The following is a 23,071-nucleotide window of genomic DNA, read 5'->3' on the forward strand; positions in this document are numbered from 1 at the left end:
ACAGCCTTTTTTCAGAAGCATTCTGGAAAAAGGCTGTTTTTATTTTTCTTGTTTTTCTTGCTCAGAGATTTCCCCTTGGACTTCTTCTAGCATGGCTTTTAGTTCAAGCTCTTTTTGCCTTAGCACGACCAAATCTTCTTGAATCTCATCTTTTTTCTCTTCCTCAGGTGGTCGAATAACAAAATTGATTGACAGGGCAACTAAGGTACCGATAAAGGTATCAAGCACACGGTCCAATGCAAAGATGATCGATTCCCCTTGTGGGACACTGGAAGTGATCAACAGCATCGTCGCAATGGCAGAGATGATGCCAGAATTATTATTGATGCCATCTGAAAAAACGATGACAAAGATGACCAGTGCGGGCAGGACAAACAATTCGATCAGAAAATCATTTTGAAAATATTGCTTCGTCAAAAAATAAAAAATGGCTGTACCGCCGCCGATCGTATTTCCTAACACCCGTGATTTCCCAAAAGAGATTGTTGTTGTCAGGTCTTGTCGCAATGAAAAGACAGCAGACAAGGCAGCAATCAAAGGCTGGCCGCGATCAAGGAAATGAAAGAGCAGAATACAAAGCATGACAGCGATGGCTGTTTTTATCGTTCGCATACCTAAGCGAAAACGCCCCATTTTCATGGTAGAATGCCCCCTTTACTTAATCATACCCAATGCTGTTGAGAAATTCTAGTCTTATTCCTCACAATTTAGTATACTTTTCAAAGGAGGTGACAAAAATGAAAATTGGATTGAGAACAGTGAAGACAGCAGTTGCTTCCGGTTTGTCCATGTTTCTTGCTCAGCAGATCGGTCTATTGTATGCACCAGCCGCAGGGATCATCGCAATTTTGAGTGTTGGGAATACAAAGAAAACCTCGCTCTTTACAGGAATCGGTCGCTTGGTTTCCTTGGCGATCGCGACGCTCCTAGCTTTTGTCAGCTTTCATCTTTTAGGCTTTGGTCCGCTGGGCTTTGTTCTTTTTCTCTTCCTATTTATTCCGACGGCAGTCTATTTCAAATTAACCGATGGGATCGTGGTCAATTCGGTCTTGGTGACCCATTATATGATGGAACGTTCTTTTGCTTGGCCATTGATTGGAAATGCTTTTTTGTTGATGAGTATTGGCATCGGCTTTGCACTTTTATTTAACTTGTATATGCCAGACGGCGAACGGGCATTGAAAGAAAAACAGCAGTTGGTGGAAGAAACGTTTAAAAGTCTTTTAAAAGACATGTCGATCGCGTTAACAGAAAAAGAAAAGGCGACGCTCCCTCATGTTTGCCAAGCATTGTTAGGAGAAATCAAGCAAGGCAAACAGCAAGCGATGGTTCATAGTGAAAACCAGTGGCGAGGAGAAGCCTCTTATTATGAAGAGTATTTCACCATGCGGCAAAGTCAAGCGCGCTTACTCTTGGAAATGGTTGATCTATTACAATTGTTTTGGGTAGAAGAAGCCTATACAAATGCGTTTCAAGAGCTGCTATCCTTTACCGCCCAGTCCTTTCATGAAAATAACGATGGAAAAGAGATCTTGGCAAAAATTGCAGCTTTATACGAAGATTATCGACAAAAACCATTGCCGCAAACAAGAGCAGAATTTGAAAATCGGGCCCAGCTGTTTCAGTTTCTGCAAACCTTTAAAAGTTTTATTGAAATCAAAGCCGACTTTTCTGAACAGATTCAGACGATGGAGCGCTAAAAAAAAGACTCCTGCAAAGGAGTCTTTTCACTTTTACTGTTGTTCCCAAAAAGCTTGCATTTGATCAAGAACGTCAATGACATCGGTGGTCAAGTGGATTGATCCTTCGATATCGCCATTGATGGCTTTGATCATATTGGCAATTTCATAATTAAGGGCTTGATTACTGTCACCAGCTTCGATGACCTCATTTGACCCATCGCGGAAATGAATCATGGCTTTGTCCGCACGAGGATACTCATCCACCGTAATGTACCCTTCTTCAAAAGCAACGATACCTGTTTTAGGCATTTTCGCTTGGAAAGTCAGCGTGACACTAGCCATTTCATCAGCTGGATTTTGGAGGATCGTGACTGATTGTTCATCCACACCTGTAGAGAAGGGCTTCATGCTGCTAAACGCCACTTCTGGCGTATCCGTCATGAAAAAGCGAGCAAATGAAACGGCATATGTGCCAATATCCAGTAACGCACCGCCACCTAAATCTGGGTTGAAGAAACGATTGGTGGGATCAGGATCTTTATAGCTGCCAAATGGTGCTTGGATCATTTTTAATTTTCCTAAGCGTCCAGCATCGATCTCTTCTTTCAAACGTGCATAAACCGGCATATTGAAGATCGTCATAGCTTCTTCTAAGATCAGATTTTTTTCTTTGGCTAAGGTCAATTCTTCAGCTAATTCATCGGCACTGGTCGTAATGGCTTTTTCACAGAGGACATGTTTTCCGGCCATTAGAGCTTTCATAATAAATTCGTGATGAAGATCATTAGGTACTGCAATGTACACAATATCAATTTGCGGATCTTCCAGCATAGCATCTGTGCTTTCATAAGCATGGGGGATAGCGTATTTTTCGGCAAAGGCCTGGACTTTTGGCAAACTGCGGGCGCTGACTCCATACAGTTCACTTGCTTCATTGGAAAAACCAGCGGCAAATTGCGTCGCGATGTCTCCAAGTCCAATCATTCCCCAACGGTATTTTTTCATCATTGATCATCTCCTTCATATTTAGTATAACAAAAGAAATGAATTCTTTAAAATAATCAAAAACAATCGCAAAAAGTTTCCATTACGGCTGACTTTCAGTAAAATATAGAAGAGGAGGGATAACATATGCATAATGTATCAATAGCCATTATTCTAAATACGATTATCGAGCAATACACATCAGAAAAACAGTTTTATGAGACACATTTAGGAATCACTGAGGAGCAATGGGAAGCTTGGAAAAACGGCACAATGAGTTTATCGCCTGCTGAAAATCAGAAAGTGAAACTGCTGTTTTCGGATTATGAATGGATGCTGATCCAAAAAATCATTCGCCAGACCGTCATTTATCCAGAAAAACGCAATCAAGCGGTCGTCGAGTTCAAAAAAATGAAGACGCAAATCGCCAGAACGTGGTTAGCTAGTGATTTAGCGAAAGTCGAATTGTTAACAGAATCTGAAGAAACAGCCCAATACCTTGATTTGAGAGTCAGTATTACGTATGATGAATGGGGTTATGATGATATATTAAACTTCCGTTTGCCGGCTATTGTTCAACAGCAAATTCGCAATGAAAAAATCGAACTGTTAGAGTGGGTCAAAGAGAATTTGGAAGAAACTTATAATTAAAGGTAGGGGTTTTTTGAAAAAGTATTATGGAATGGCTGCGGCGGCGGGCTTCTTGTTCTTAGTTCTTTTAACCATTCAAGTGAACCGGGTGACCGCAGTCACCCCAACTAAGAATGGAAACATCGCTCGTTCTACCGATCAAACGGTGACGAGCGCAACAACAGAATCCAGCAGTCAAGCTTCTAGGGAAAACGCAGAAGATGCCCAAGGGCAGGCAGCTGTTAGTGATGAAGTGAACGAAGAGAATTTCCCAACCGTTTCATTGGATGATTGGTCATTGGTTTTGGTAGGACCAAGCAATAAAATCGAAAAGGAAATTGCCCAAAAAGATTTGGGGAAGTTGTCGAATGGTTATCTCGTCGATCAACGCATCGTATCCGCATATGAAAAGCTGGCAGACGCTGCAAAAGCTGCAGGACATCCTTTGGCGATGGTCTCTGCCTACCGTTCAGTAGCGTATCAAGAGGAGATATTCAATGCCAATGTCAACACCCTAATGAGTCAAGGTCATACAAAAGAAGAAGCAATTCGTATCACGAAACTGACCTTTACTGAACCCGGGTATAGCGAACACCATACTGGGCTTGCTGTTGATGTTGTCGATCAGGACTGGTATCAAAATCATACAGGTGAACTGCTCAATGAGGGGTTCGGTGATACTGATGGGGGAAAATGGTTACAAGCTCATGCAAGGGAGTATGGGTTTATCATCCGTTATCCGAAAGGAAAACATGATATAACCCAAATCGATTATGAGCCATGGCATCTAAGATATGTAGGAGTCGAAGTGGCGACATACATTGAGGAACATGAGATGACCTTTGAAGAGTTTCTCGAAGAAGCAAAAGAACACATCGCTAAAAAAGAAGCAGAACTGTCATACTATGAATTGGAAAATCCTTTGGAAGAAAACTGGATCTATGAGGATTCTCTTGCTAAAAGCCAGAAAAGTAGTGATCGTCCACAAGATGAGTTGTTGATGAGTGGAGGCGATTTGTTCGCTAAGAACGTGTTTAGTCAGACAAAGGAAGTGAAAAAATGAGTGCAAGACGAAAAAAACAGAAGACTCGTTTCCCATTAGTCTTTCTAGGGTTATTCTTAATTGGGATTGCTTTTATTTTTTCCTTAAATAGTTTGGCGGATCCTCTTCCGAAAGAGGAAGAAACAAATACTGAAGCGATCTCTCATGAAGAATTTATCGATCGCATTGCTCCTTACGCGCAAGAACTGCAAAAAGGCTATGGGATTTTACCAAGTATCATTATAGGTCAGGCGATTCTTGAATCAGATTGGGGCCAGAGTTCTCTAGCCAGCAAATACAATAATTTATTTGGCATCAAGTCATTTGGTCATTCAAAAAAGGTGACATTAGATACCCAAGAGTTTTATAATGGAGAATGGGTCACGATTCAAGGAGATTTTCGTGTCTATGATACTTGGGAAGAATCAATGGATGATCATACGATGTTGTTTGTAAATGGTGTTGATTGGAATCCTGCGCTTTATGTAGATGTCTTGACAGCAAACGACTACCGCAGTGCCGCACAAGCCTTACAAGATGCAGGGTATGCAACGGATCCAGATTATGCCAGCAAAATCATTCAAGTCATTGAAACCTACCAATTGAATCGATTTGATCAATAAGAAAAGAGAGTTGGCTGCTTATGGAAGAAAAATATATGCCAAAAATCACCACTGATTTACGCAAAGATATCGTCAAAGTGCCTAAAGTTATTCGAGAGGCTAGCGGCATTCAAATTTTTGGGAAACAAATCCGCTCCATTATTTTTACTACGGATATTGCGATCATCCGTAATACAAATGCGGACGCTGTGATAGCGGTCTATCCTTTTACACCGCACCCAGCAATTACGAAAGCAATTATCGAAGCAGCAGATATTCCAGTGTTTTCTGGTGTCGGCGGCGGCTTGACCCAAGGATTCCGCTCTTCTTATATGAGCATGTTTGCTGAAGCTCAGGGATCGATCGGGGTCGTCTTAAACGGACCCACGCCATTGAAAACTGTGGAGCAAGTCTGTAAAGTCGTGGATATTCCCGTTATCAGTACCGTAACGAGTAAGTATACTGAAATTGATGCCAAACTTGAAGCTGGTGTGAAGGTCATCAATATCAGTGCCGGCAAGGACACAGCGGATACCGTGGCTTTCTTCCGTAAAAAATATCCGAAGCTGCCGATCATTGCAACGGGTGGTCCAACTGAGGAGAGCATCTTAGAAACGATTGAAGCAGGTGCGAATGCGATCACTTACACTCCGCCTTCCAACGGGGAGCTTTTCAGTAAAAAGATGGAGCACTATCGTGATATGGAGAAACCAGAGTAGCAAATGATCCACAAATGAGAATATTTTTATTTATAAAGGGCATTCCATGCTTGTGTTTTTAATCAAAGACAGGCATAATCGAATCTATCATTTAAAAATTACTTGTATATCGTCGAAATATGGTCGACAGTCTCTACCCGATACCGTAAATATCGGACTATAAGTAAAAATCGTGCCTGTTAGACACTTTTTTTGCTTTGGCAAAAAGAGTGTCTTTTTTTTCAGGATGGAATAGAAAGGAACGAGGAGAGCTAGGATGGATAAATTAGTTGAGCGTATCAAAACACACGGGAACGTCTTGGGTGAAGGGGTTCTCAAAGTGGACCAGTTTTTGACCCACCAAGTGGATTATGAGTTGATGAGAGAAATCGGTACAGTTTTTGCAGAACGATTTCAAGAAAGTGGGATCACCAAAGTAGTGACCATCGAAGCTTCAGGGATCGCACCAGCACTTTATACTGCAGAAAAGTTGCAGGTACCAATGATCTTTGCTCGAAAAGCAAAGAGTCTGACGATGGATGAAGAGTTGTTGACCGCATCGGTCTATTCCTTTACTAAGCAAGTGACCAGCCAAGTATCGATTTCTAAGAAATTCTTATCTTCAGATGATACGGTATTAATAATTGATGATTTCTTAGCAAACGGACAAGCTGCAAAAGGATTGATCGAATTGTGTCAGCAAGCAGGCGCAAAAGTCGTTGGCATTGGGATCGTCATTGAAAAATCATTCCAAACTGGTCGACAATTGCTTGAAGAAATGGGAATCCCCGTTGTTTCCTTAGCACGAATCGCCTCATTGTCGGAAGGCCAAGTTAGCTTTTTAGAAGGAGATGCCTAATGAAAGAGACGAATAGCCGTTCAGCAGTTTTGGGCTTGCAGCATTTGCTAGCGATGTATGCAGGAGCTGTTGCCGTCCCTTTGTTGATTGGAACAGGCCTCGGCTTTAATGAAGCGCAGATGACGTATTTGATCTCGATCGATATTTTCATGTGCGGAATCGCTACGCTTTTGCAATTAGTCGTCACCCGCTTTTTTGGGATCGGCCTACCAGTCGTTTTAGGTTGTGCCATCCAAGCTGTCTCCCCATTGATTTTGATTGGCACCAAATCAGGAATCAGTGCGATTTACGGAGCGATCATTGCTGCTGGGATTTTCATTGTCTTGATCGCCGGCATTTTTTCGAAAATCAAAGTTTTGTTCCCTCCATTGGTGACAGGAACGGTGATTACCGTCATCGGCTTGACCTTGATTCCAGTCGCCATCACCAAAATCGGTGGAGGGGATGCCGCAGCTGCTAACTTTGGTGATCCAACGAATTTATTGTTAGGCTTTGTGACGATTGCGCTGATCATTGGCGTGCAAGTGTTTGGCAAAGGCTTTATTCGCTCGATTGCCGTACTGATCGGTTTGATCGGTGGGACTATTTTAGCAGCATTATTAGGCTTGGTTGATCTTTCTGCCATCACTCATGCACCTGTGTTTCATTTGCCTCAGCCTTTTTATTTCGGTTTACCAACCTTTGATCTGTGGTCGATCGTCTTGATGATCATTATTTCCATCGTTAGTTTGGTAGAATCCACAGGCGTTTATTTTGCACTGGGAGACATTACTGAAAAACCGATTACAGGCAATGACTTAAAGCGCGGCTATCGTGCGGAGGGCTTGGCGGTGATCCTTGGTGGGATCTTCAATACGTTTCCTTATACTGGATTTTCACAAAACGTAGGTTTGGTTCAACTTTCAGGCATTAAGACTCGCCGTCCGATTTTCTTTTCAGCAATCTTTTTGATCGTATTAGGGTTGTTTCCAAAAGTCGGTGCCATCGCACAGATCATTCCAGAGGCAGTGCTTGGCGGCGGCATGTTAGTGATGTTTGGCATGGTGGCTGTTCAAGGGATGAGAATGCTGAGCAAAGTTGATTTTATGAATGACAAGAACTTGTTAGTGATTGCAGTATCAATCGGTTTTGGTTTAGGGTTCAATATGATGCCCACTTTATTCAGTCAAATGCCTGAAACCGTTCAAATGTTTACAGGCAATGGGATCGTCATGAGTAGTTTGACTGCCATTGTTTTGAATCTGTTCTTTAATGGACTGCCGAAAGAAACAGACGAAGTGACGGAATTGAGCTTGCAACAGTAAGTTTATTTGATCCAGACGAGGATTCGTCTGGATTTTTTGTATTGTTCCTTTATTTGTCTTATTATCGGATATCTGACGTGTTGAATACATATCTTTGAGATAAAAGCGAACAATGAAAAGTAAAATTTGTTAATAGTTCGAAAATATTTTGACATTGCTCGGGCAACTCGTTACTATTTAGAGGTGAAAGTGAATGTTAGCAGAGCCATGTGCCTTTGGGATATCTCAGACGTAGCTTCAAAAGGTTGCTAACAAAATGATTTTCGTAAGAAAAATACTTCTGAGGTTTATTCAGAAGAGAATCGTAAAAAATCAGTGGAGGGAAAATTGAATGAAACCAGCAGTTGCAGTGATTATGGGAAGTCAATCAGATTGGGAAACAATGAAGGAGTGCTGCTTGATTTTAGATGAGTTAGCGATACCTTATCAGAAAAAAGTCGTTTCGGCACATCGTACACCAGATTTGATGTTCGAATTTGCAGAAACAGCCCGAGAAAAAGGGATTAAAGTCATTGTTGCAGGAGCGGGTGGCGCTGCCCATTTGCCGGGAATGGTGGCAGCTAAAACAACATTGCCGGTCATTGGTGTTCCCGTCCAATCACGCGCATTAAACGGTTTGGATTCCCTTTTATCGATCGTGCAAATGCCGGGTGGTGTACCAGTAGCAACAACGGCGATCGGAAAAGCTGGCGCAACTAACGCAGGACTACTTGCAGCCCAGATGCTTTCCATGTATGATTTAGAGATAGCGGAGAAATTAGACGCACGAAGAAATACATTAAAAGAAATCGTATTGGAAAGTAGTGATCAACTTGATTAAACCTTTAATGCCCAACGCAACGATCGGAATCGTTGGCGGAGGACAGCTAGGTCGTATGATGGCAATGAGTGCCAAAGAAATGGGCTTTCGGGTTGGCGTTTTAGACCCTACTGCCAATTGTCCAACAGCCCAAGTCGCTGATTGGCATATTGTTGCTGCCTATGATGATGTGTTTGCTTTAGAAGAAATGGCTCGACGTGCCGATGTAATCACCTATGAATTTGAAAATGTCAGTGTTGAAGCATTGAACTCTATTTTGCCTTACTCACATATCCCTCAAGGCACCGATCTGTTAGCAATCACTCAAGATCGTTTGTTAGAGAAGTCATTTTTAGAGGCAAACAATATCGTGATTGCACCTTATGCCACGATCATCAGCCCGACAGACATCCAAGATGCCATCGATAGCATTGGTTACCCTTGTGTATTAAAAACCACCAGAGGCGGCTATGACGGAAAAGGACAGCACGTGCTTTACAGTACGGCTGATTTGGCGCCTTCCATGAATTTACTTCGCGAAGGAACTTGCGAATTAGAAGCATGGATTCCTTTTGAAAAAGAATTATCGATTTTAGTTGCCGGCAATGGAGAAACCTTTACCACTTTCCCAGTGGTAGAAAACATCCACCGCAACAATATTTTGCATCAAACGATTGCTCCTGCGCGCATTGATCCAGAAGTTGCCGAAGAAGCCAAACGGATCGCTCATATTATTGCGAAGGCATTAGATCTGCAAGGCGTTTTAGCCATCGAAATGTTCCTGACCAAAAGCGGCGGCTTGTATGTCAATGAATTGGCGCCACGTCCGCATAATTCGGGTCACTATTCGATCGAAGCTTGTTCCATGAGTCAGTTTGACGCTCATATCCGCGGAATCTGTGGCTGGCCGTTGCCGGAAGTTTCTTTGCTTTCACCTGCAGTCATGGTCAATGTCTTAGGAGATGAATTGACAGAAACCTATGATTTGATTGCCACAAAACCTGCTTGGCAATTTCATTACTATGGCAAAGAAGAAGCAAAAACCGGTCGAAAAATGGGACATATCACTATTTTGACGGAAGATATTGCAGAAACCACTGAAGAAATCTATCAAACCAATATTTGGGATTAAAGGAGATAAAAACATGTTAGAGCGTTATACAAGACCAGAAATGGGTGCTATTTGGACCGATCAAAATCGCTACCAAGCGTGGCTAGAAGTCGAGATTTTAGCTGACGAAGCTTGGGCGGAATTAGGAGAGATACCGAAAGAGGATGTTGCATTGATTCGTGAAAAAGCATCCTTTGATATCGACCGTATCTTAGAGATCGAAGCGCAAACGCGACATGATGTAGTTGCTTTTACCCGAGCAGTCTCTGAATCTTTGGGTGATGAAAGTAAATGGGTCCACTACGGCTTGACGTCAACGGATGTTGTTGATACGGCGTATGGCTACTTGATGAAACAAGCCAACGATTTGATTCGTGAAGATTTGAACCGTTTCGTGACGATCATTGGCGAAAAAGCCAAAGAATACAAGCATACCGTGATGATGGGACGTACCCATGGTGTTCATGCGGAACCAACGACCTTTGGCTTGAAATTAGCCTTGTGGTATTCAGAAATGAAACGCAATGTTGAACGTTTTGAGCGGGCAGCAAAAGGGGTCGAAGCTGGAAAGATCAGTGGTGCTGTTGGAACCTTTGCAAATATCCCTCCATTTGTCGAAGAGTATGTCTGTGAAAAACTAGGGATTCGTGCGCAAGATATTTCCACGCAAGTATTGCCTCGTGACCTACATGCTGAATATTTCTCAGCAATGGCGTTGATCGCAACGAGCATTGAGAAATTTGCCACCGAGATCCGTGGACTACAAAAATCAGAAACGCGGGAAGTTGAAGAATTCTTCGCCAAAGGACAAAAAGGTTCTTCTGCCATGCCCCATAAGCGTAACCCAATCGGTTCTGAAAATATGGCCGGACTTGCAAGAGTCGTTCGCGGTCATATGGTGACGGCTTATGAAAATGTCTCCCTTTGGCATGAACGGGATATCTCACATTCATCGGCAGAACGGATCATTATTCCGGATACGACGATTTTGATCGATTACATGCTGAATCGCTTTGGCAATATCGTCAAAAATCTGACCGTTTTCCCAGAGAATATGAAGCGCAATATGAATGCGACCTTTGGATTGATCTACAGCCAACGGGTGATGTTGAAATTGATCGATCACGGAATGACCAGAGAGCAAGCCTATGACTTGGTTCAGCCGAAAACAGCGCAAGCTTGGGATGAACAAACGGATTTCCGCCCATTGTTAGAAGCTGATCCAGCAATCACGGATGTTTTGACCAACGCTGATTTGGACGATGCCTTTGATTACAACCATCATTTAAAACAAGTTGACACGATCTTTGAACGTGTCGGTTTAGCCGAATAAAAAAAGCTGCAACCTTGAGACCTCCGTCTTAAGGTTGCGGCTTTTTTAATAATTTTCAGCTAAGTAGGTCAATAGATCAGGTGCTAAACCAGTTGCTGATTGGTTTTCCTGGCGATCTTCTAACATGGAAACTATCAGAAATCCTTGATCTTGCGAATCGAAGGTGAATAAGAAGCTGTTTTCTTGGCCTTTTTCATCTTGCTTTTCTTTGATTTCAGCAGTTCCTGTTTTGGCAGCTAGCGGAATGTTCAGCGCTGCCAAAGAGTGTGCCGTTCCGTTGGCATCTGAGACAACAGCTGTCAAATCTTGATTGATTTGCTCAATCGTCTCTGGTTTAAAGACTTCTTTGTCTTTTTGCTCAGCCTCTTTCACTAAACGGGGATAGACCAGCTTCCCTTGATTGGCAAAGACCGAGTAAGCAGCAGCTTGTTGAATGGGATTCAGTAACAGTTCTCCTTGCCCATAGCCGGTATCTGCCAGTAAAATCTCTGAGTTGAAGGACTCTTCATTGGAAATTTGAGCAGGATTCATCGCAATCGGTAAATCAAACGTTTCGCCAAAAATCAATTTCGACAAGCCATTACGAAAAGCATCTTCACCCATAGCTAAGGTTTGTTGTGCCATATAGATGTTATCAGAGTAAACCAGTGCATCTTTTAGATTGACAGAAGCTACGTCGCTGACTCTGGTGACAAAGTAGTCTCCCCACGAGCTGTCTTTTTGCCACTTCAATCCATCGATCGCAATACTTTGGGTAGGGTCGATCGTACCGTTTTCTAAGCCAATCGCTGCCGTGATGGTCTTAAAGGTCGAACCTGGCGCATAGGCCGTAGCAAAGCGGCTGATGAAAGGCAAGTCTTCATTTTGCTCATATGCATCATAGTCTTCTTGTGAGATTCCTTGGGTCATTTTATTGGGATCATAACTTGGTGAGCTGGCTAATACTAGCAGATCACCGGTTTTTGGTTCTGTGACGACCGTGGAGCCCGCCTGATTTTGTAAGGCGTCAAAAGCTGTCTTTTGGGCTTGTGCGTCAATGGTCAGTTGGATATCTTTACCATCTGCCCGTTCTTTTTCTAAAAGAACCGATTTTTCAGCACCGTCTTCATCAGTGATGGCGATTTTTCCGCCATTTTCGCCCCGCAACTCTTTGTCAAAGGCAGCTTCCAGACCACTACGACCAATTTGTCCGTTACTTGCTAGTGTTTCATCTTTTTCTATATCTTCTGCAGTCACGTTCCCTAGATAACCAATCAACTGGGCAGCGGCTTCTCCAAGAGGATAAGTCCGTCCCGTCGTTTCTTTTAAACTTGTTCCAGTTGGCATTTCATCGGTTGGTTCGATAATCTTCAAGGGAACGAACAACTCATTTTGGACCCACGATTGAGCCAATGCTTGATCGATCGCATCTTCTGTTAGGTCAAAACGCTCCGCGATTGCTTTGATATTGGCGGTTTTTTCGTCTCCCGTACCCAGCTGTCCTGGAATGACGCCTAGTTGATAGAGCGTGCCATTTTCTGCTAGCGGTTCGTTGTTTCGGTCTAAGATTTCTCCACGTGTGGCATTATCTACAGAGATACTAACTTTGTCTTGTCCTTCCATTCCCGGAAAAATCAATTGAGGCGACCAATCGATCTTGGCTTGGTCATCAGCCAGAGTAATCGTGCCACTATAAGACAGCTCGGTTAATTCACCTAACGAGGTGGTTAAGGAACCGTTGTATTGGAAATTGAATTGATCGGAATCCTTATCATCGGGCGTTACCTCAATTCCTGAAGCTTTAAATGATTCGGCACCGATACCAGTGAAAATCGCTTCGTATTTTGCTGAGACTTCGTCTGCGGTAAAGCCGTTTGATTCCAAACTTTCTTCGGTCAGTAAAGCAGATAGATCGCTGTACTTCTGATCAGATATAGCACCGATAAAGGAATTGAGGACTTTTTTTGCTGCTGCTTCTTCTTGTCGATTTTGATAGACTGTATAGCCATAATAACCGCCACCAAGTACTAATAAGGCGGCAGGGAGTGCCAGCCAGACGAAACGCTTAGGTTTTTTCGCTGGTTTTTCTTTGCGAGAGCGCCGGTTTTCTGACATATTATTGTTCCTCCTTTAGTGCCGACAAACGGGCGTGATAAAGCGGCAACAGCGTTTGATAAACTGCTAAAATATCCGCCATTTCAACGTCTTCGATCATTTCTTTTGGAAAGATCTTGCCAATTTGAAGTTCACTTTTTTTGACTTTCTGTAATCGTTCTAAGTAGGTTGGCCATTTAGCGATTGGAGAGTGGTCATACTTGGTATGATCAGGAGATAGCGTAAAGTCTGCTGGCAATTGATCAAATAATTCTTTTTGAGCCAGCCAAGATTCCGCGATCGTTGCTTGATTTTTCGGTTGATCGATCACACTGAGCCAAACAAAGACATACGCTTGATTGATCCCAATTTGAAAGTGGGCATCCATTTTATAACCACGCTTGTTAGGGCCGATCCCCGCCCACGTTTCGGCAGGAGGGTAGACGGTTCTACGCCGATGCTGTGCGATATGCAAATAAAAAGGTTCTTGACAGCTTTCTTCAAATAATGGGATCGCTGCCTCGCCGATGGTTTGGAAAACCGGCTGGATCTCTGAACGGATTTTTTCCATTCTTTCTTCTAATGTTTCTAAAGCAAAAGCATCAAATGACTGTTTTGTAAATAGCATAATCGTGTCCTTTCTTTTGTCTGAAAACAGTATAACAAAAAAAGCCCGTAAAATTTCGGGCTTTTGTTTTTTTTATCTTATTTTTATTTAGTGATCACCCGTCAGTGCGTAGCGTGACTTAAGTTAAAGGTAGGGGCTTGACTTTGTTCCTTCAAAAGATGCAAAAGATCGTCTAAAAAAGAAAAGTCCATTTCTTCTAAATTAAAATAAATACGGAAAGAATACGTATGTTTAAATAAGCTTTGACGATGTATCTGGTGAATGATCAATTCGTCATTGCGGCCATTTTGAAATTGTAGAACTCTTTTTTGTTCTTCTGCATAGTGAGGACGTGCCCCTTTTTTGAAGGGACTGAATACATAGAAACTCGTTTGTTGGTTAATGGAAAGGATTTGCTGCACGGCCAATAATTCGTTATGGAGCTGTTGTTTTTCTTTGTCTGTTAGATGAGCTAAAAAAAGTTCAGCACGATTCTTTAGCGACCACATATAGTACTCCTCCTTGAATGTAGCTACAATACGACCTAAATATAGCATGAAAATAGAATGTTGTAAACGCTTTATAAAACCCTTCGCCAGTCAAACGGGAGAGGTAAACTTGCTTGACGGGATGAAAGGCGAACATTCGTGTTTATTAATGTGTAAATGTACAGATAATCGTTGACCTGCTTTTTCAGCGTTGTTAGAATAATAAACAAATAAAGATGTGTGTCATCGCTATGTGAAAAATAATACTTAACTGAGGTGGAATATGGAATCAGAAGTGCTTCTTTATGAAGGAAAAGCCAAGAAATTGTTTAAAACCAACGAAGAAGATGTGTTGAGAGTCCTTTATCTGGACCAAGCAACTGCGCTGAACGGTTTAAAGAAAGATGCAGTCGCAGGGAAGGGTGCCCTAAACAATCAGATCACTGCGCATCTTTTTCAGCGTTTAGCTGATAAAAATGTCCCAAGTCACTTTCTTCAATTAGTGTCTAAACACGAACAATTAATTCGAGCTGTCACCATGATCCCTTTAGAAGTCGTTGTTCGCAATACGGCTGCTGGTAGTTTTTCAAAGCGCTTGGGCATCGAAGAAGGAACCAAACTGCCAAAGCCGATCGTGGAGTTTTACTACAAAGAGGATCGCTTAGATGATCCGTTTATCAATGACGATCATGTGTTCTATTTGGGTCTTGCCACAAAAGAGGAACTGGACCTGATCAAAAAACTGGCACTACAAGTCAACGCTGCGTTACTGGAAATCTTTGCAAGTATCCAGATTCAACTGATCGATTTTAAAATCGAGATCGGCAAAACCAAGAAGGGCGAGTTGCTCCTGGCTGATGAGATCTCACCAGATACTTGCCGCTTATGGGATATGGGTACAAATGAACATCTTGATAAAGATGTCTATCGTCGTGATTTAGGGGACATCGTTCCTGTTTATGAAGAAGTTTTAAATCGTTTAGAAAAGGAGAATTCAACATGTATTTAGTCAAAGTTTACGTCACTTATAAGGAATCTGTTTTGGACCCTCAAGGAGAAGCCGTCAAAGGAGCTGTTCATCGCTTAGGATATCAAGATGTCAGTGATATTCGCATCGGGAAATACTTTGAAATCAAAGTGACACCTTCCAACAATCAAACACAAGCAGCAGTAGCAGAGGAGATTGAAGCGATCTGTGACAAACTTTTAGCAAACATCAATATGGAAACCTACCGTTATGAAATAGTTCAAATGGAGGAAGCAGCCCTATGAAATTTGCAGTGATCGTCTTTCCTGGATCAAATTGTGATGTTGATTTGATGTGGGCAATCAAAGATATCATGGGGGCAGAAGCAGAATATGTGCGCCATGATGCAGAAAGCTTAGCCGGTTTTGACGGTGTTTTGCTTCCAGGAGGATTTTCTTATGGTGATTACTTAAGATGCGGAGCGATTGCCCGTTTTTCTACGATCATGTCAGAGGTCATTCGTTTGGCAAATGAAGGCAAACCTGTCTTTGGTACCTGCAATGGGTTTCAAATTTTAACGGAAGCGGGCTTGTTACCAGGGGTTTTACAAAGAAATGAATCATTGCATTTTATTTGCAAGCCGGTCCGTCTGCAAGTGAATAATCGAACAGCTTTTACTTCTGAATATGAAACGGATCAAGTCATTACGCTTCCTGTCGCTCATGGTGAGGGCAATTATTATTGTGATGAAACGACTTATCAGGAATTGGTTGCCAACAATCAAATCGTTTTCCGTTATGAAGATAACGTCAACGGCAGTCTACACAATATCGCTGGTATCTGCAACAAAGCAGGCAATGTCCTAGGCATGATGCCTCATCCAGAACGAGCGATGGAAAGTTTATTAGGCTCAGAAGATGGCAAGAAGTTTTTTGCTTCATTATTGAAAAATTTTGGGAAGGTGCCGGTAAATGGATAAAATGATCGTAAAAGAACCTACACCACAAGAAATCAAAGACACGAAATTATACGAGCAATGGGGATTGACCCAAGAAGAATATCGGATGATCTCAGAAGATATTTTGGGACGTTTACCAAACTATACCGAAACTGGACTCTTTTCAGTGATGTGGAGTGAACATTGTTCTTACAAAAATTCCAAACCTGTTTTGCGGAAATTCCCGACAGATGGGCCGCAAGTACTGCAAGGTCCGGGAGAAGGTGCGGGTATCGTGGATATCGGCGATGATCTAGCTGTCGTATTTAAAGCGGAAAGCCATAATCATCCTTCTGCGGTGGAACCTTATGAAGGAGCAGCAACTGGTGTTGGTGGAATCATCCGCGACATCTTCAGTATGGGAGCAAGACCGATTGCTGTTTTAGACTCCTTACGATTTGGTGAGTTAGATAATCCAAGAACGAAATATCTTTTGGAAGAAGTCGTTGCTGGGATCAGTGGCTATGGCAACTGTATTGGGATTCCGACCGTCGGTGGTGAAGTGGCATTTGATCCTTGTTATGAAGGCAATCCATTAGTCAATGCCATGTGTGTAGGGATCATTGCTCACAAGGATATTCAAAAAGGGCAAGCCAAAGGTGTTGGAAACACCATCATGTATGTCGGCGCAAAAACAGGACGCGACGGGATACACGGGGCGACTTTTGCATCGGAAGAATTTGTCGAAGGAGAAGAACAACAACGTTCCGCCGTACAAGTCGGTGATCCTTTTATGGAAAAACTCTTGTTGGAAGCTTGTTTGGAATTGATCGTGGATCATTCGGACATTTTAGTCGGGATTCAAGATATGGGCGCTGCTGGATTGGTTTCTTCTAGTGCCGAGATGGCATCAAAAGCCGGATCAGGTTTGCGCTTAACGTTAGATGATGTCCCACAGCGAGAAACCAATATGACGCCTTATGAAATGATGCTGTCAGAATCCCAAGAGCGAATGCTGATCTGTGTCAAAAATGGGCATGAAGCTGAAGTGGAAGCCCTCTTTAAGAAATACGATCTTGAAGCAGTCGTGATTGGTGAAGTGACGGATGATGGCAACTATCGTTTGTTCCATCATGGACAGGAAGTCGCTAATTTACCAGTGGATGCTTTAGCTGAAGATGCACCGACTTACTACAAAGAGATGGCAGAACCAGCACGGATCAAAGTGTTTAAGGAAACACCGGACTTTGTTCCAGTGATTCATTCAGCAACGTCTGTATTTGCGGATCTGCTGCAGCAGCCGACGATCGCTTCGAAACGCTCGATTTTTGAAACATACGATTCGCAAGTTCGTACCAATACCGTGGTAGGACCCGGCAGTGATGCGGCCGTTTTACGAATCAAGGGAACCAATAAAGCCTTGGCGATGACGACTGACTGTAATGCTCGTTACCTTTACTTAGATCCTGAAGTCGGTGGACAGATCGCAGTTGCAGAAGCTGCTCGAAATATCGTCGCTTCCGGTGGGCGTCCATTGGCGATCACTGACTGCCTTAACTTCGGCTCGCCAGATAAACCAGAAGGATTCTGGGAGTTATCTACGGCTGCTGACGGGATCTCAGAAGCTTGTCGTGTACTAGAGACACCAGTAATCTCTGGGAACGTCTCCTTATACAACGAAACGGACGGACAATCGGTCTATCCAACGCCTGTAATTGGGATGGTCGGATTGATCGAAGAGCTGGCGCATATCACGACGCAGCATTTCCAAGCAGCAGGGGATGTGATCTATGTCCTAGGGGAAACCCATGCTGACTTCAATGGGTCTGAATTGCAAAAACTGCAGACAGGAAAGATCGCTGGGCGTTTAATGTCCTTTGACCTTGAAACAGAAAAAATGAACCAACAATTGGTTACCGCAGCGATCCAAGCAGGTCTTGTTCAAAGTGCCCACGACTGTGCCGAAGGTGGTTTAGCGATCGCTTTAGCCGAATCCGCTTTTGACAAGGGCTTTGGTCTAAATGTGACCGTGTCATTGCCAGCAGCACAATTGTTTTCAGAAACCCAATCCCGTTTTGTGCTTTCAGTCGCACCTGATAAGCAAGCAGCTTTTGAAGCACTGGTAGGTGCTGCTGCAATAGCGATCGGGGAAGTGACTGCTGATGGCCAGATTCGCATGCAAGCACAAGATGATACGATCGAGATGCCCCTTACTGAGGCGAAATTGAAATGGGAGGAAGCCATTCCATGTTTAATGAAGTAAAGAGCCTCAACGAGGAATGTGGGGTTTTTGGTGTTTGGGGTCATCCAGATGCCGCTCGTGTCACCTACTTCGGACTACACAGTTTGCAACATCGCGGCCAAGAAGGTGCTGGGATCGTCACGAATGATGCGGGAAAACTCAATGGTCACCGTGATTTAGGTTTGCTAGCGGAAGTGTTTTCGGATGAACGTGTCCTCCAGCGTCTGACAGGAGATGCTGCCATTGGTCACGTTCGTTACGCAACCGCTGGTAATGGTAGCGTTGATAATATTCAACCATTTTTATTCAAATTTTTTGATCAGCAGATTGGCTTAGCTCATAACGGCAACTTGACGAATGCGAAAAGTCTACGGAAATCATTAGAAGAGGCTGGTGCGATTTTCCACTCGAATTCCGATACAGAGATTCTCATGCACTTGATCCGTCGCAGCGAAGAACCGCTTTTTATGGATCGGGTCAAGGAGGCATTAAATCAAGTTAAAGGTGGATTTGCGTACCTTTTACTGACGGAAAATGCCATGATCGCAGCACTAGACCCCAATGGCTTTCGGCCATTGTCAATCGGGAAAATGGTCAATGGTGCTTATGTGGTGGCTTCAGAAACCTGTGCGTTGGAAGTCATCGGTGCGGAATTTATTCGTGATGTCCGACCGGGCGAAGTCGTGATCATTGATGATGCAGGCATTCAAATCGAGCAGTATACCCAAGAAGTACAACCGGCGATTTGTTCGATGGAGTTTATTTATTTTGCCCGTCCTGATTCCAACATCGCTGGCGTCAATGTTCATCGTGCCCGTAAAAATATGGGCCGTCGCTTGGCAAAAGAGGCGCCGATCGAAGCGGATATGGTCATTGGTGTACCGAATTCATCCTTATCTGCTGCCAGCGGGTACGCAGAAGCTTCAGGTATTCCTTATGAATTGGGCTTAGTAAAAAATCAATACATTGCACGAACGTTTATTCAACCGACACAGGAGTTAAGAGAGCAAGGCGTGCGAATGAAGCTCTCAGCTGTTCGTGGCGTAGTCGAAGGCAAACGAGTGATTCTAGTCGACGATTCGATCGTCCGAGGAACCACCAGCCGCCGTATCGTGCAACTGCTAAAAGAGGCAGGTGCCAAAGAAGTTCATGTGCGTATCGGTTCGCCGCCTTTGCGCTATCCATGTTTTTACGGGATCGACATTCAAACGAGAAAAGAATTGATCGCAGCCAAATATACGGAAGCTGAGATTTGCGAAAAAATCGAAGCAGATTCTTTGGCCTTTTTAAGTGAAGACGGGTTGATCGAAGCGATCGGTTTAGATTTCGACGCACCTTACTCAGGATTGTGTATGGCCTATTTCAATGGCGATTATCCAACCCCTTTGTATGATTATGAAGAAAACTATCTCGCGTCTTTAGCTGAATAAATTGTAGGCAAAAATGGTTTTTCAAACGAAGCAGTGAAGGACCGCTGGTTTACTTGCGTTAACGACGAATGAGCTGAATGAAGAAAAGCGGATGAATGATTGAGGAGGAACGAACGTGGCAAATGCATATGCAAAAGCCGGTGTCGATGTCGAAGCCGGTTATGAAGTAGTCGAACGGATCAAAAAGCATGTGAAACGAACAGAACGGCTAGGCGTGATGGGGGCAATCGGGGGCTTTGGTGGCTGTTTTGACTTATCATCGTACCAATTGAAAGAACCGGTACTCGTTTCTGGGACAGATGGTGTAGGAACCAAGCTTTTGTTGGCGATCCAACAAGAACAGCACACAACGATCGGCATTGATTGCGTCGCGATGTGCGTGAATGATATCGTCGCTCAAGGGGCAGAACCTATCTACTTCCTTGACTATGTTGCAGTTGGTAAAAACGATCCGGCAAAGATCGAACAAATCATTGCTGGTGTCGCAGAGGGCTGTGTGCAAGCGGGGGCTGCCCTGATTGGTGGGGAAACCGCTGAGATGCCGGGGATGTATCAGCCAGAAGAATATGATCTTGCTGGTTTCGCCGTAGGGATCGTCGAAAAAAGTCGCTTGATCACTGGAGAAACCATTAAAGAAGGCGATGAGCTGATTGGTTTGCCTTCTTCAGGCATTCATTCCAATGGGTACTCTTTAGTCAGAAAAATCTTTTTTGAACAGCATGGCTATACAGGAGCAGAAACGTTTGCGGAACTTGGTAACCAAACGCTTGCAGAAAGTTTATTGACGCCAACGAGAATTTACGTTGATGCACTGAAACCTTTATTGACAGAAGGATTGTTAGCTGGAATTTCTCATATCACTGGTGGCGGCTTTGTTGAAAATATCCCACGGATGCTGCCTGAAGGACTTGCGGCAGAAATCGCCTTAGACACTTGGCCGCAGTTGCCAATATTTGATCTGATCGCTACTCATGGCGCAATTCCTCATCAAGAAATGTTCGAGATTTTCAATATGGGTATCGGTATGGTCTTAGCCGTTGCGCCAGAAAATGTTGCGGCAGTGATGGCACTTCTATCCGCCAATGAAGAACAAGCATACCGGATCGGTAAAGTGACCAAACGTAACAACGAAGCCGTTTGCTTCAAAGAGGCAGTCCGATGAGGATCGCCGTCTTTGCTTCTGGAACGGGCAGCAATTTTACAGCAATCGCCGATGCGATCCAAGCAAATAAAATCAAAGGAGCGCAGATCGGGTTGGTCTTTTCCGATAAATCTACAGCGCCAGTAATAGAAAAAGCCCGCGCGAGAGACTATGAAACGCTTGTCATAGAGCCAGCGGCATTTGCATCAAAAGCAGCCTTTGAAAATAAATTGATCGAAGAATTGCAGGATCATGCCATCGATTTTATTGTTTTAGCAGGGTATATGCGAATCATCGGCAACACTCTATTATCCGCTTATGAAGGCAGAGTCATCAATATCCATCCCTCCTTGTTGCCGAGTTTCCCAGGTAAATCTGGGATCGCCGATGCCTTCGCTTACGGCGTGAAAGTGACGGGAGTGACGGTTCATTATGTCGATGCCGGCATTGACACAGGGCCAATCATTGCCCAAGAAATCGTTCGGATCGACACCGACGATACATTAGCAAATGTGACAGAAAAAATTCATCAAGTAGAACATCAAATCTATCCAGCTGTTTTAGCTGAAATCGTGGAAAAGGGGCTATCGAATCGTGAATAAACGTGCATTAATCAGTGTGTCTGACAAAGAAGGACTCGTACCATTTGTCCAAGAATTGACCAATTTAGGATTTGAGATTATCTCAACTGGCGGGACAAAAACGGCCTTGGAACAAGCGGGGCTTCAACCGATCGGCATCGAAGCGGTCACAGAATTTCCTGAAATGATGGATGGTAGGGTCAAGACGCTACATCCACGGGTGCATGGTGGTCTGTTAGGACGGCGTGATCTGCCTTCTCATATGGAGGCAATGGCTGAGCATGGCATTTTACCGATCGACCTTGTTGTCGTCAATCTTTATCCATTTAAAGAAACCATCAGTAAGCTTGACGTCACAGAAGCCGACGCAATCGAAAATATCGACATCGGCGGACCAAGCATGCTACGTTCTGCGGCGAAAAATCATGCCTCAGTAACTGTTGTCGTTGATCCCAACGATTACGACTGGGTTTTAACTGAGCTGAAGGAAGGCAATACGACGTTGGCATCAAGAAAGAAATTAGCTGCCAAAGTCTTCCGCCATACCGCCGCTTACGATGCCTTGATTGGTGAATACTTGACCAAAGCGGTGGCTGAAACAGAAACAGAGACCTTGACGAAAACCTATGTTTTGAAACAAACATTGCGTTATGGTGAAAATAGTCATCAGAAAGCTTCCTTCTATCAAGATGCATTACCCGTGCCCTATTCGATTGCCAGCGCAAAACAAATCCACGGCAAAGAATTGTCTTACAACAACATTAAAGATGCTGACGCTGCCTTGCGGATCGCAGAAGAATTTACAGAGCCAACTGCAGTAGCCCTCAAGCACATGAATCCCTGTGGAATCGGAAGTGGAGAAACGATTGCTGAAGCTTTCCAAGAAGCTTACGAAGCAGACCCAGTGTCGATTTTTGGCGGGATCATTGTTTTAAATCGTCCAGTTGATGTGGCAACTGCGGAGCAACTGCAGCGAATTTTTCTTGAAATCATCATTGCACCTGCATTTGAAGAAGAAGCACTAGAAATCTTAACGAAGAAAAAAAATCTACGCCTGCTGGTTGTTGATTTCCAGAAAGCAGCCAAACAGCCAGAAGTTGTCTCTGTCCTTGGGGGCTTATTAGTGCAAGAACCAGATGATCAAATGGAAACACCAGAAGATTGGACCGTGGTGACAAAGAGAAAGCCGACACCAGAAGAAATCGCAGCTTTGGCTTTTGCTTGGAAAGCAGTGAAACACGTGAAATCTAATGCCATCGTTTTAGCCAATCAACAGCAAACCGTCGGGATCGGCGCTGGTCAAATGAACCGCGTGGGTTCGGTGAAAATCGCCGTCGAACAAGCTCGTGAAAACAATAAATTGACTGGTTCAGTGCTGGCAAGCGACGCCTTTTTCCCAATGGATGACAGTGTTGAATATGCAGCGCAACAAGGAATCAAAGCGATTATTCAACCAGGTGGCAGTATCAAAGATCAAGAGTCGATCGACATGGCAGATAAATACGGTGTGGCGATGGTCTTTACTGGTGTTCGTCATTTTAAACACTAAGAAATAGGAGAA

At 43.6% G+C, this 23,071-nt stretch carries 23 protein-coding genes and 1 riboswitch; of the genes, 18 read left to right on the plus strand and 5 right to left on the minus strand.

The features are described from left to right. Positions 1-39: 39 nt before the first annotated feature. Positions 40-639 (minus strand): FUSC family protein, encoded by a 600-nt coding sequence (locus IGJ42_RS06850; RefSeq protein WP_005236440.1) that lies wholly within the window; start codon positions 637-639, stop codon positions 40-42. A gap of 98 nt (positions 640-737) precedes the next feature. Here IGJ42_RS06850 and IGJ42_RS06855 point away from each other — a divergent pair, with 98 nt between their 5' ends. Further along, the gene (locus IGJ42_RS06855) at positions 738-1,700 is read left to right on the plus strand and encodes an aromatic acid exporter family protein (RefSeq protein ID WP_086332307.1); all 963 of its coding nucleotides are present in this window, start codon (positions 738-740) and stop codon (positions 1,698-1,700) included. A gap of 33 nt (positions 1,701-1,733) precedes the next feature. Here the strand turns inward: IGJ42_RS06855 and IGJ42_RS06860 are convergent, their stop codons facing one another. Beyond that, entirely contained in the window at positions 1,734-2,690 is a 957-nt protein-coding gene (locus tag IGJ42_RS06860; protein WP_016613320.1) for a Gfo/Idh/MocA family protein, read from the minus strand. A 123-nt stretch (positions 2,691-2,813) separates the two neighbouring features. Here IGJ42_RS06860 and IGJ42_RS06865 point away from each other — a divergent pair, with 123 nt between their 5' ends. The 9 genes from IGJ42_RS06865 (at position 2,814) to purB (ending at position 11,044) form a co-directional block, all read left to right on the plus strand. After that, positions 2,814-3,317 (plus strand): hypothetical protein, encoded by a 504-nt coding sequence (locus tag IGJ42_RS06865; protein ID WP_077453804.1) that lies wholly within the window; start codon positions 2,814-2,816, stop codon positions 3,315-3,317. A 31-nt stretch (positions 3,318-3,348) separates the two neighbouring features. Next, the gene (locus tag IGJ42_RS06870) at positions 3,349-4,359 is read left to right on the plus strand and encodes a M15 family metallopeptidase (protein WP_430616137.1); all 1,011 of its coding nucleotides are present in this window, start codon (positions 3,349-3,351) and stop codon (positions 4,357-4,359) included. Next, positions 4,356-4,961, plus strand: a complete 606-nt coding sequence (locus IGJ42_RS06875; RefSeq protein WP_005236425.1) for a glycoside hydrolase family 73 protein — start codon at positions 4,356-4,358, stop codon at positions 4,959-4,961. Before IGJ42_RS06870 ends, IGJ42_RS06875 begins: the two co-directional genes overlap by 4 nt. Positions 4,962-4,981: 20 nt before the next feature. Then, entirely contained in the window at positions 4,982-5,659 is a 678-nt protein-coding gene (locus IGJ42_RS06880) for a hydrolase (protein WP_008381475.1), read from the plus strand. Between the two features lie 82 nt (positions 5,660-5,741). Beyond that, a riboswitch (purine riboswitch) is annotated at positions 5,742-5,839 on the plus strand. Positions 5,840-5,915: 76 nt separating this feature from the next. Further along, positions 5,916-6,497: a xanthine phosphoribosyltransferase gene (locus IGJ42_RS06885; protein ID WP_016613323.1), complete on the plus strand. Its 582-nt coding sequence runs from the start codon at positions 5,916-5,918 to the stop codon at positions 6,495-6,497. Further along, positions 6,497-7,801, plus strand: a complete 1,305-nt coding sequence (locus tag IGJ42_RS06890) for a nucleobase:cation symporter-2 family protein (protein WP_008381472.1) — start codon at positions 6,497-6,499, stop codon at positions 7,799-7,801. Before IGJ42_RS06885 ends, IGJ42_RS06890 begins: the two co-directional genes overlap by 1 nt. Positions 7,802-8,132: 331 nt before the next feature. Further along, positions 8,133-8,621: a 5-(carboxyamino)imidazole ribonucleotide mutase gene (gene purE, locus IGJ42_RS06895; RefSeq protein ID WP_005236418.1), complete on the plus strand. Its 489-nt coding sequence runs from the start codon at positions 8,133-8,135 to the stop codon at positions 8,619-8,621. Continuing rightward, entirely contained in the window at positions 8,605-9,732 is a 1,128-nt protein-coding gene (gene purK / locus IGJ42_RS06900) for a 5-(carboxyamino)imidazole ribonucleotide synthase (protein WP_244733536.1), read from the plus strand. Before purE ends, purK begins: the two co-directional genes overlap by 17 nt. Before the next feature lie 13 nt (positions 9,733-9,745). Continuing rightward, the gene (gene purB / locus IGJ42_RS06905) at positions 9,746-11,044 is read left to right on the plus strand and encodes an adenylosuccinate lyase (RefSeq protein ID WP_275626160.1); all 1,299 of its coding nucleotides are present in this window, start codon (positions 9,746-9,748) and stop codon (positions 11,042-11,044) included. Between the two features lie 45 nt (positions 11,045-11,089). Here purB and IGJ42_RS06910 read toward each other — a convergent pair whose 3' ends face one another. The 3 genes from IGJ42_RS06910 to IGJ42_RS06920 form a co-directional block, all read right to left on the minus strand. Further along, positions 11,090-13,138, minus strand: a complete 2,049-nt coding sequence (locus IGJ42_RS06910) for a penicillin-binding transpeptidase domain-containing protein (RefSeq protein ID WP_430616039.1) — start codon at positions 13,136-13,138, stop codon at positions 11,090-11,092. A gap of 1 nt (position 13,139) precedes the next feature. Next, positions 13,140-13,745, minus strand: coding sequence for a DUF1054 domain-containing protein (locus IGJ42_RS06915; RefSeq protein WP_142424584.1), 606 nt, complete (start codon positions 13,743-13,745; stop codon positions 13,140-13,142). A gap of 101 nt (positions 13,746-13,846) precedes the next feature. Beyond that, positions 13,847-14,281, minus strand: a complete 435-nt coding sequence (locus IGJ42_RS06920; protein WP_005236409.1) for a hypothetical protein — start codon at positions 14,279-14,281, stop codon at positions 13,847-13,849. Positions 14,282-14,495: 214 nt separating this feature from the next. On the opposite strand from IGJ42_RS06920, the gene purC reads away from it, so the two are divergent. From purC to purH, 8 genes are all read left to right on the plus strand, one after another. Further along, positions 14,496-15,221 (plus strand): phosphoribosylaminoimidazolesuccinocarboxamide synthase, encoded by a 726-nt coding sequence (gene purC, locus IGJ42_RS06925; protein WP_005236408.1) that lies wholly within the window; start codon positions 14,496-14,498, stop codon positions 15,219-15,221. Further along, positions 15,212-15,484, plus strand: a complete 273-nt coding sequence (gene purS, locus IGJ42_RS06930; RefSeq protein WP_420657368.1) for a phosphoribosylformylglycinamidine synthase subunit PurS — start codon at positions 15,212-15,214, stop codon at positions 15,482-15,484. The genes purC and purS overlap by 10 nt, the downstream gene beginning before the upstream one ends. Next, positions 15,481-16,158 carry a phosphoribosylformylglycinamidine synthase subunit PurQ gene (gene purQ / locus IGJ42_RS06935; RefSeq protein ID WP_016613328.1) on the plus strand — a complete coding sequence of 226 codons (678 nt, stop codon included), beginning with the start codon at positions 15,481-15,483 and terminating at the stop codon, positions 16,156-16,158. The genes purS and purQ overlap by 4 nt, the downstream gene beginning before the upstream one ends. Beyond that, positions 16,151-18,379: a phosphoribosylformylglycinamidine synthase subunit PurL gene (gene purL, locus IGJ42_RS06940; protein ID WP_413135540.1), complete on the plus strand. Its 2,229-nt coding sequence runs from the start codon at positions 16,151-16,153 to the stop codon at positions 18,377-18,379. Before purQ ends, purL begins: the two co-directional genes overlap by 8 nt. Then, positions 18,364-19,788: an amidophosphoribosyltransferase gene (gene purF, locus IGJ42_RS06945; protein WP_016613330.1), complete on the plus strand. Its 1,425-nt coding sequence runs from the start codon at positions 18,364-18,366 to the stop codon at positions 19,786-19,788. Before purL ends, purF begins: the two co-directional genes overlap by 16 nt. Positions 19,789-19,903: 115 nt before the next feature. Continuing rightward, a complete protein-coding gene (gene purM, locus IGJ42_RS06950; protein ID WP_016613331.1) occupies positions 19,904-20,950 on the plus strand; it encodes a phosphoribosylformylglycinamidine cyclo-ligase in 1,047 nt (348 codons plus the stop codon). After that, entirely contained in the window at positions 20,947-21,531 is a 585-nt protein-coding gene (gene purN / locus IGJ42_RS06955) for a phosphoribosylglycinamide formyltransferase (protein WP_016613332.1), read from the plus strand. Before purM ends, purN begins: the two co-directional genes overlap by 4 nt. Then, positions 21,524-23,059: a bifunctional phosphoribosylaminoimidazolecarboxamide formyltransferase/IMP cyclohydrolase gene (purH, locus tag IGJ42_RS06960; RefSeq protein WP_429967153.1), complete on the plus strand. Its 1,536-nt coding sequence runs from the start codon at positions 21,524-21,526 to the stop codon at positions 23,057-23,059. The genes purN and purH overlap by 8 nt, the downstream gene beginning before the upstream one ends. Positions 23,060-23,071 lie beyond the last annotated feature (12 nt).

Source organism: Enterococcus sp. DIV1067f (genome assembly GCF_050543505.1).
Taxonomy (GTDB): Bacteria; Bacillota; Bacilli; order Lactobacillales; family Enterococcaceae; genus Enterococcus_D; species Enterococcus_D entomosocium.

What these genes read in the sequence shown, in the direction of transcription:
- IGJ42_RS06850 (WP_005236440.1), bottom strand. Translation starts at nt 639, where the DNA reads ATGAAAATGGGGCGTTTTCGCTTAGGTATGCGAACGATAAAAACAGCC.
- IGJ42_RS06855 (WP_086332307.1), top strand. Translation starts at nt 738, where the DNA reads ATGAAAATTGGATTGAGAACAGTGAAGACAGCAGTTGCTTCCGGTTTG.
- IGJ42_RS06860 (WP_016613320.1), bottom strand. Translation starts at nt 2,690, where the DNA reads ATGATGAAAAAATACCGTTGGGGAATGATTGGACTTGGAGACATCGCG.
- IGJ42_RS06865 (WP_077453804.1), top strand. Translation starts at nt 2,814, where the DNA reads ATGCATAATGTATCAATAGCCATTATTCTAAATACGATTATCGAGCAA.
- IGJ42_RS06870 (WP_430616137.1), top strand. Translation starts at nt 3,349, where the DNA reads ATGGCTGCGGCGGCGGGCTTCTTGTTCTTAGTTCTTTTAACCATTCAA.
- IGJ42_RS06875 (WP_005236425.1), top strand. Translation starts at nt 4,356, where the DNA reads ATGAGTGCAAGACGAAAAAAACAGAAGACTCGTTTCCCATTAGTCTTT.
- IGJ42_RS06880 (WP_008381475.1), top strand. Translation starts at nt 4,982, where the DNA reads ATGGAAGAAAAATATATGCCAAAAATCACCACTGATTTACGCAAAGAT.
- IGJ42_RS06885 (WP_016613323.1), top strand. Translation starts at nt 5,916, where the DNA reads ATGGATAAATTAGTTGAGCGTATCAAAACACACGGGAACGTCTTGGGT.
- IGJ42_RS06890 (WP_008381472.1), top strand. Translation starts at nt 6,497, where the DNA reads ATGAAAGAGACGAATAGCCGTTCAGCAGTTTTGGGCTTGCAGCATTTG.
- purE (WP_005236418.1), top strand. Translation starts at nt 8,133, where the DNA reads ATGAAACCAGCAGTTGCAGTGATTATGGGAAGTCAATCAGATTGGGAA.
- purB (WP_275626160.1), top strand. Translation starts at nt 9,746, where the DNA reads ATGTTAGAGCGTTATACAAGACCAGAAATGGGTGCTATTTGGACCGAT.
- IGJ42_RS06910 (WP_430616039.1), bottom strand. Translation starts at nt 13,138, where the DNA reads ATGTCAGAAAACCGGCGCTCTCGCAAAGAAAAACCAGCGAAAAAACCT.
- IGJ42_RS06915 (WP_142424584.1), bottom strand. Translation starts at nt 13,745, where the DNA reads ATGCTATTTACAAAACAGTCATTTGATGCTTTTGCTTTAGAAACATTA.
- IGJ42_RS06920 (WP_005236409.1), bottom strand. Translation starts at nt 14,281, where the DNA reads ATGCTATATTTAGGTCGTATTGTAGCTACATTCAAGGAGGAGTACTAT.
- purC (WP_005236408.1), top strand. Translation starts at nt 14,496, where the DNA reads ATGGAATCAGAAGTGCTTCTTTATGAAGGAAAAGCCAAGAAATTGTTT.
- purS (WP_420657368.1), top strand. Translation starts at nt 15,212, where the DNA reads ATGTATTTAGTCAAAGTTTACGTCACTTATAAGGAATCTGTTTTGGAC.
- purQ (WP_016613328.1), top strand. Translation starts at nt 15,481, where the DNA reads ATGAAATTTGCAGTGATCGTCTTTCCTGGATCAAATTGTGATGTTGAT.
- purL (WP_413135540.1), top strand. Translation starts at nt 16,151, where the DNA reads ATGGATAAAATGATCGTAAAAGAACCTACACCACAAGAAATCAAAGAC.
- purF (WP_016613330.1), top strand. Translation starts at nt 18,364, where the DNA reads ATGTTTAATGAAGTAAAGAGCCTCAACGAGGAATGTGGGGTTTTTGGT.
- purN (WP_016613332.1), top strand. Translation starts at nt 20,947, where the DNA reads ATGAGGATCGCCGTCTTTGCTTCTGGAACGGGCAGCAATTTTACAGCA.